Annotated in this window: 6 protein-coding genes; all 6 read right to left on the reverse strand. The window is 71.6% G+C overall.

The window, feature by feature from the left end:
• Nucleotides 1-115 precede the first annotated feature (115 nt).
• The gene (locus ACLZN2_RS36610) at nucleotides 116-3,181 is read right to left on the reverse strand and encodes a glycoside hydrolase family 2 TIM barrel-domain containing protein (RefSeq protein ID WP_416983857.1); all 3,066 of its coding nucleotides are present in this window, start codon (nucleotides 3,179-3,181) and stop codon (nucleotides 116-118) included.
• A 225-nt stretch (nucleotides 3,182-3,406) separates the two neighbouring features.
• Nucleotides 3,407-4,153, reverse strand: coding sequence for a FadR/GntR family transcriptional regulator (locus ACLZN2_RS36615; RefSeq protein WP_416983858.1), 747 nt, complete (start codon nucleotides 4,151-4,153; stop codon nucleotides 3,407-3,409).
• Nucleotides 4,144-5,157 carry an aldo/keto reductase gene (locus ACLZN2_RS36620; RefSeq protein ID WP_416983859.1) on the reverse strand — a complete coding sequence of 338 codons (1,014 nt, stop codon included), beginning with the start codon at nucleotides 5,155-5,157 and terminating at the stop codon, nucleotides 4,144-4,146. The genes ACLZN2_RS36615 and ACLZN2_RS36620 overlap by 10 nt, the downstream gene beginning before the upstream one ends.
• 36 nt (nucleotides 5,158-5,193) lie before the next feature.
• Entirely contained in the window at nucleotides 5,194-6,231 is a 1,038-nt protein-coding gene (locus ACLZN2_RS36625) for a PfkB family carbohydrate kinase (RefSeq protein ID WP_416983860.1), read from the reverse strand.
• On the reverse strand, nucleotides 6,228-6,857 hold the full coding sequence (locus ACLZN2_RS36630) for a bifunctional 4-hydroxy-2-oxoglutarate aldolase/2-dehydro-3-deoxy-phosphogluconate aldolase (protein WP_416983862.1): 630 nt from the start codon (nucleotides 6,855-6,857) through the stop codon (nucleotides 6,228-6,230). Before ACLZN2_RS36630 ends, ACLZN2_RS36625 begins: the two co-directional genes overlap by 4 nt.
• On the reverse strand, nucleotides 6,854-7,179 hold a 326-nt coding region (locus ACLZN2_RS36635), incomplete at its 5' end, for an SDR family oxidoreductase (protein WP_416983864.1). The genes ACLZN2_RS36630 and ACLZN2_RS36635, both read right to left, overlap by 4 nt.

Genomic DNA, 7,179 nt, shown 5'->3' on the forward strand with positions numbered 1-7,179 from the left:
CCTGATCAGATCCCCTCCATCATCTTGAGGAGCCCCTCAAGATATGTCCCCACTGTAACTCCAACTTGAGGGTGCTGTTCAAGTTCTCGCGGCGAGTCCCGCGGAGATCTGGATCTCAGTCCTGGAAACCGTCGAAGGCCAGCTCCCAGCTCCAGGTGTACCGGCCCGGCCGGACCCGGAACAGGGGAGCAGTGTCCGGGCCGAGAGCCCCCGTGCCGAGACCCCGGTGTGCGACGTCGAGGTGGAGCACGGTCTGCGGACGCGGAGTGAGCTGCCAGACCCGCTGAACCGACTCCAGGTCCGCGACCCGCTGGTGAGAGGCGTTCATCTGGACGGGCCGGTCCGTGCGCAGCCGTAGTCGGCGCCCGGCCGCGTCACCGAGTTCCAGGTCCGTGACCTCGGCACGGCCACCGTTCTCCTGCGGGCGCAGGTACGGTACGGCGAGGTCGGAAACCGCGCTCTCCCAGCGGCCGAGCAGGCCGGACGCCCGGCGGTCCGGGTAGGTCTCGTGCGGGCCGAGACCAGTCCAGGCGATCCAGTCGAAGCCGGGAAGGGTCTCCAGCACCAGGCCCACCCGGGGCAGCTCCTCGAACGTGTCGGGGAGGACGACCTCCTCGTCGAACCGGAACGCGTCACCACCGAGGGCGGTGATGGTCCGCCGGTGCGTGACCACCTGCCCGAACGCTGCCGTGAAGGCCGCATCCACGGTCGCCGTGCCCGGCCCTTCGGTCACGGACACCAGCTTGCGCTCCGTGCGGAACAGTCCGGTCCGGCGCAGCCGGTGATCGAGTACGCCCGCGGCGTCGTTGTCGGTGAGGGCACGCCACAACGACAGCTCGGGGGCGGTGCCCAGGCCGGGATGGTCGAGCATGCCGTCGGCGTCGAGCGGTACGCCTGCCGGAACTCCGGCCCTGGCGGACCCGAGAGAGGAGGAGCGCGGCCGGGAGATCTGGAGGCGGGCCAGTTCGGTGCCGGCCGGTCCCCAGGGGTGATCGTCCGCGGTGGCCACGATCACGGTGACCGCCAGGGCGTCCGTCGCCGTCGCCGCCCGCCGCAGCGTCTCCGGGAGCGCCAGCACTCCCTCTTCGCCCGGTCCGATGACGGGACAGGACAGCGGAACGGACCGCGACGGTCCGGTGGAGGTCTCCACCTGTGCGGACAGCTCGAGGCCGGTGGTGTCGCTGAAGGCCTGCCGGTTGCGCAGGCGCAGCCGTCCCCGCTGCAGATCCGACCGGGCCCGGTCGGGGGCCGCGGCCAGGGTGAGCGGAGCGAACAGGGTCCGGGCCTCGTACAGGGCGGGCTTGGGGGTGAGGTCCGGGAAGACCAGTCCGTTGATGCAGGTGAGCCCGTCGTGGGGCTGGTCCCCGAAGTCGCCGCCCGCCCGGTATCGGCCGTCACGGTCCGGGTCCAGGCCGTGGTCGAGCATCTCCCAGACGAAGCCGCCCTGCAGGCCGGGTGCGCTCTCCAGTAGGCGCCAGACCTCGTCGAAGCCGCCGTTGGAGTTGCCCTGCGCGTACTGGAACTCGCACAGGATGAGCGGGCGGTCCGCGTCCGGGGACGCCGAGTACGCCTGCAGTGCCGCGGGCACCGGATACATCGGGCAGACGATGTCGCTGGCGGCGTGGCCCGCGTACCAGTCGGGCTGGATCGCCGCCTCGTACTGCACCGGCCGGGTCGGGTCGAAGGCGCGCACCCAGGCCGCGGCGGCCTCATGGACGGGTCCGTAGCCGCTTTCGTTGCCCATCGACCAGACGATCACGCTCGGGTGATTCTTGTCCCGCCGCACCATCCGCGCGACCCGGTCGACGAAGGCCGGCAGGTAGCGCAGGTCGTGGGCCAGCGAGGAGGCGTACGCGTGGGCCTCGATGTCCGCCTCGTCGACCACGTAGAACCCGTAGGTGTCGCACAGCTCCAGGAACACGGGGTCGTTGGGGTAGTGCGAGGTGCGGATGGCGTTGACGTTGAACCTCTTGAGCAGGGAGAGTTCCCGCTCCATGCGCTCGCGGCTGACGGTACGACCGGTGTGAGGGTCAGCGTCGTGCCGGTTGACGCCCTGGATCAGCACCCGGCGGCCGTTGACCAGCAGGTCCCGTCCACGGATCTCCACCCGGCGGAACCCGATGGACAGGGTGGTGCGCTCCGCCACCGTGCCGTCGGGGTCCAGCAGCTCCACCTCCAGGCCGTAACGGCGCGGGTCCTCCGCGGACCACGGGGCGGCAGGCAGGCCGGACGCGCGCACCACCGCCACGCCCGGACGCGGCGGGAACAACACCTGTTGGATCAGGTCCGCGGTGGCGGCCTCCTCCTCCCCGAGGGGCGCCCGCGCCGGGCGCAGGCTCAGCAGGTCGAGGGTGTCCGCGGGGATCATCGGCTGCGGAATCTCGTCCCCGGTCGGCATCGTCGGGGTCATGCCCCGGGGCGGTTCCAGGACCGGCACCGGGATCTCGACCGCGTCGAGCAGACCGGGCACCCGTACGCGTACCCGCCAGCCGTCCGAGAGCTTTCCATTGTTGGTGGCTAGATGTGTGTCGACGCGCAGCGAGGCGCTCCCGGTCTCCGCGTCGAAGTCGGCGACGACGTGCACGTCCTCCAGATAGGTCGGCCCGGTGGTGTACAGGTGGACCGAGCGGGTGATCCCGCCGTGCCACCACTGGTCCTGGTCCTCCACATAACTGGCGTCGGAGTACTTCACCACGGTCAGCACCAGTTCGTTGCCGTGCTCGCGCAACAGCCCGGTGACCTCGAACTCGGCCGCCAGGTGCGAGTCCTTGCTGATGCCGACCTCGTGCCCGTTCAGCCGCGCCAGCAGTACGCTCTCCGCCGCGCCGACGTGCAGCACGGTCCGCCGGGCCAGCCACTCCCGCGGCACGTCGAACCGCCGCCGGTGCACCCCCGTCGGGTTGGCCGCCGGCGGGTACGGCGGCTCCGCTTCGAAGGGCATCGCGATGTTGGTGTAGTGCGGGAGGTCACCCTTGTCCTGCAGGGTCCAGGCTCCTGGGACGTCGACGGTGCCCCAGGACTCCCCCGGTGCCGCGTCGGGGTGCGGCAGCAGCTGGAACTCCCAGGTTCCGTCCAGGCTCACTCGGTCCGGGTGGTCCAGCGCGTGCGTCACCAGTCGACCGGTGGCCAGCAGGCCCGGGGAGGCCCAGGCGGCAGCGGGGTGGCGGGGGGCTGTGTTCACTTGGGGTTCCTCGGCTCTCGGCCGGGCCGCATCGTCCCGATGGTGCAGCCGCGGGCCGGTCAGTCGCGTGTCGCGGGGGTGCCACCCGATAGCGGCCCCTCATCTAAAACCAAGTTCTACTCGGCTTTCAAGGGTCCCCGTAGCAGACGCAAGCGGCACGGCACCAGGCCCTCCGCCGCCGACGGCCCCCGCTCCGCCGTCGGCGAGCCTCGCCGACCGCGCCGTTCAGGATGCCTTGAGGTCGGCCCCGTCCTCGGCACTCCCCGGGTCGTCCCCCAGGGAAGCGGCCGTTCTAAGGTGCTCGCGCAGCCACTCCTCGGTGTTGCTGACGTGCAGGAGCGCCGCCGCCTGGCTGAGGGCGAAGTCACGTGCCGAAAGCGCCGCGTAGATCGCCTCGTGCTCGGCGAGGGTCCGCCCCGCGGCCTGGTCGTCGACGAGGCCGCGCCAGATACGGGCACGGAGAGTGCGACCGGAGATGCCTTCGAGGAGGGTGAGCAGTGATTCGTTGCCCGTGGCGGAGACGACGGCCCGGTGGAAGGCCGCGTCGTGGGAGTTCAGCAGCTCGACGTCGTCACGGGCCTCCCGCATGGCGTCCAGATGGCGTTTGACCTCGGCCAGACCGTCGTCGGTGATCCGGGTGGCGGCGAGGGCGGTGGCGAGGGGTTCGAGCAGGCGCCGTACCTCCATCAGGTCCAGCAGCGCGCCCTTGTCGCTCTGCATCAGCTCGACCGCTCCCCCGAGCCCTTCGAGGAGCAGACTCGGCTGGAGACTGGTGACGTAGGTGCCGTCGCCCCGCCGGACCTCCAGCACACGGGCCACGGCGAGCGCCTTGACCGCCTCCCGGGCGAGGTTGCGGGACAGCCCGAGTTGTGCGGACAACTCCTGCTCGGGCGGCAGTTTGGAGCCCGGGGGCAGCGCTCCGGTCCGGATAAGTTCCCGGATCTGCTCGATTGCCCTGTCCGTCAGAGACATGGCGCACTCCTTCCCTGAGGCTGCTGCGCGGGCACATCCGGCCTGATGAGTCCCTGAGCCCGAAGATCGTCCCAGAGCCCCGTGGGGACGCGTCGCCGGTGGAGCCCGACGTTTCGCACGACCTGTTCCGGATTCCGCATTCCGAGGGTGACGTTGATGATAGTGGGGTGGGTGAACGGGAAGGTCAGCGCGGCGGCGGGGAGGCTCGTCCCGTGCTCCTCGCACACCTCCGCGATGCGCTGTGCCCGGGTGACCAGGTGCGTCGGGGCGTCCTGGTAGTCGTACTTCATGCCCTCGGCGGGGCGGTCCCTGGCGAGGAGTCCGGAGTTGAAAACGCCGACCGCGACCACGCTCCTGCCGTGTGCGTGTGCGGCGGGCAGGACGTCGTCGAGGGCGGACTGGTCGAGGAGGGTGTAGCGGCCGGCGAGCATGACGACGTCGGCGGCGGTCTCGCGCAGGAAGCGCGCGAGCATCGCCGACTGGTTCATGCCGGCCCCGATCGCGCCGATCACCCCCTGGTCGCGCAGGTCGGCCAGGGCGGGCATGGCCTGGTCCGCGGCCTGCCTCCAGTGGTCGTCGGGGTCGTGGAGATAGACCACGTCCAACCGGTCGAGGCCGGTCCGATCCAGGGTGGCCTCGATGGAGCGCAGGACGCCGTCGCGGCTGAAGTCCCACTGCCGGCGCAGGTCGTCGCGGACGACGAAGCCCTCGCTGTCGACGCCTCGCGGGGCCTCGTTGGGCACCAGCAGACGGCCGACCTTGGACGATACGACGTACTCGTCCCGCGGACGGTGGCGCAGGGCCTCGCCCAGTCGCGCCTCCGACAGTCCCAGGCCGTAGTGGGGCGCGGTGTCGAAGTAGCGGATACCGGCCTCCCAGGCAGTCTCGACCGCCGAGGCCGCGTCCCCGGCCGGGGTGACCCGGTACAGGTTGCCGATGACCGAGGCGCCGAAGCCGAGTTCGGTGAGCTCGACCTGGGTGTTCGTGATCTTCCTGCGCTGCAAGGGATACTCCAGGGTGCGGGTGATTCGGTGCCCGGCTCAGCGTCGGACGGCCGCGGAGCCTCCGGCCATCAGCGCCTCCACCTCGGCGAGTGAGGCCATGGAGACGTCGCCGGGCGTGGTCATGGTGAGGGCGCCGTGCGCGGTGCCGTAGGCGAGGGCGCGCTCCAGACTCTCGCCGGCGAGCAGACCGTGGATCAGTCCGGCGGCGAAACCGTCGCCGGAGCCGATGCGGTCCAGGACGTGCAGGCCCGGCATCAGGGGCCCGGTGAGGAAACCGGTCCCGGGCGACCATGCGGCGGAGGACCAGTCGTTCACCCCCGCCGAGGGCACCGCGCGCAGGGTCGTCGCCAATACCCCGGCCCTCGGCAGGAGTTCGGACACCTCCGCCAGGGCGTCCGGGAGTTCGTCCGCGCCGACGCGCACCGCCCCCGGGTGTCTCCCCGTAAGGCCCAGGGCGCCCACGACGACGTCGGCGTGCCGGGCGAGTTGTAGATCGACCTCACGGGCCCGGTCGGCGCCGCCCCGGCCCTCCCACAGGCTGGGGCGGTAGTTGGGGTCGTACGACACGGTCGCCCCGTGCCGTCGGGCCGCCGCCATGGCCTCCTCGGCGACGTCCACGGTGGTGTCGGACAGCCCGGCGAAGATTCCCCCGGTGTGGAACCAGCGCACCCCCGTGGAGAATACGGCGTCCCAGTCGACGTCCCCCTTCCGCAGCTGGGACACCGCCGTGTTCGACCGGTCGCTGACGCCCAGGGCGCCACGGATACCGAAGCCGCGTTCCACGAAGTTCAGGCCGTTGCGCGCGGTACGGCCGATGCCGTCCGCAGGAACCCAGCGGACCATGGACGTGTCGACGCCGCCCTGCAGGATCAGGTCCTCGACCAGCCGGCCCACCGCGTTGTCGGCCAGCGCGGTCACGACGGCCGTACTGCGCCCGAAGCAGCGGCGCAGTCCCCGTACGACGTTGTACTCGCCGCCGCCCTCCCACACCTGGAAGGAGCGGGCGGTGCGGATACGGCCCTCACCCGGGTCGAAGCGGAGCATCACCTCTCCGAGGGCCACCACGTCGGTCACGGCCTGCTCCTCTCGACCGCCTGCGCGGTCAGCCGCAGGATCTCCGCGTAGTCGCCGCACTCCAGGAGGGCGACGGGCGCCAGCCAGCTGCCGCCCACGGCGAGGACCGAGGGCTCGGCGAAATAGTCGGCCAGCCGGTCGATGCCGATGCCTCCGGTCGGCACGAACCGCGCCTGCGGGAACGGCGCGGCGAGGGCCCGAAGGGCGTCCGGACCGCCGAGCGGTTCGGCGGGGAACAGCTTCACCGTGTCGAGCCCGGCCCGCAGGGCCCGCATCAGCTCGGTCGCCGTGGCGACACCCGGGACGACGGGCACCTCCAACTCCCGGCATTTCGCGACGACTTCCTCGTCGAATCCAGGTGAGACGACGAAACGGGCACCGGCCGCGACCGCGCGTTCCGCCTGCTCGGCGGTGAGGACCGTACCGGCACCGACGGTCAGCCCGCCGTGCGCCGCCATCGCCTTCACCACCTGCTCGGCGGCATCGGTGCGGAACGTGACCTCGGCGCACCGGGCCCCGCCCTCCGCCAGCGCGGCGGCGAGTGGGATGGCTGTCGTGGGCGAGGGGACGGTCAGCACCGGCAGGATTCTGGTGCCGGCCAGGACCGATGTGAGGGGTGTGGTCATCGGCCGAGCCATCCGCCGTCGACGGGCAGGATGGTGCCGTGGATGTAGGCGGCGGCGTCGGAGGCGAGGAAGACGGTGGCGCCGGCGAGGTCGTCGGCGCTGCCCCAGCGGCCGGCCGGGATCCGGTCGAGGATCGCCCGGCTGCGGGCCGGGTCGGCGCGCAGGGCCTGGGTGTTGTCGGTGGCGATGTAGCCGGGGGCGATGGCGTTGACGTTGACGCCGTGCGGGGCCCACTCGTTGGCCAGTGCCTTGGTCAGCCCGGCGATGCCGTGCTTGGCGGCGGTGTAGCCGGGTACCGTGATCCCGCCCTGGTAGCTGAGCA

The organism is Streptomyces sp. T028 (assembly GCF_048159505.1).
Lineage (GTDB): Bacteria > Actinomycetota > Actinomycetes > Streptomycetales > Streptomycetaceae > Streptomyces.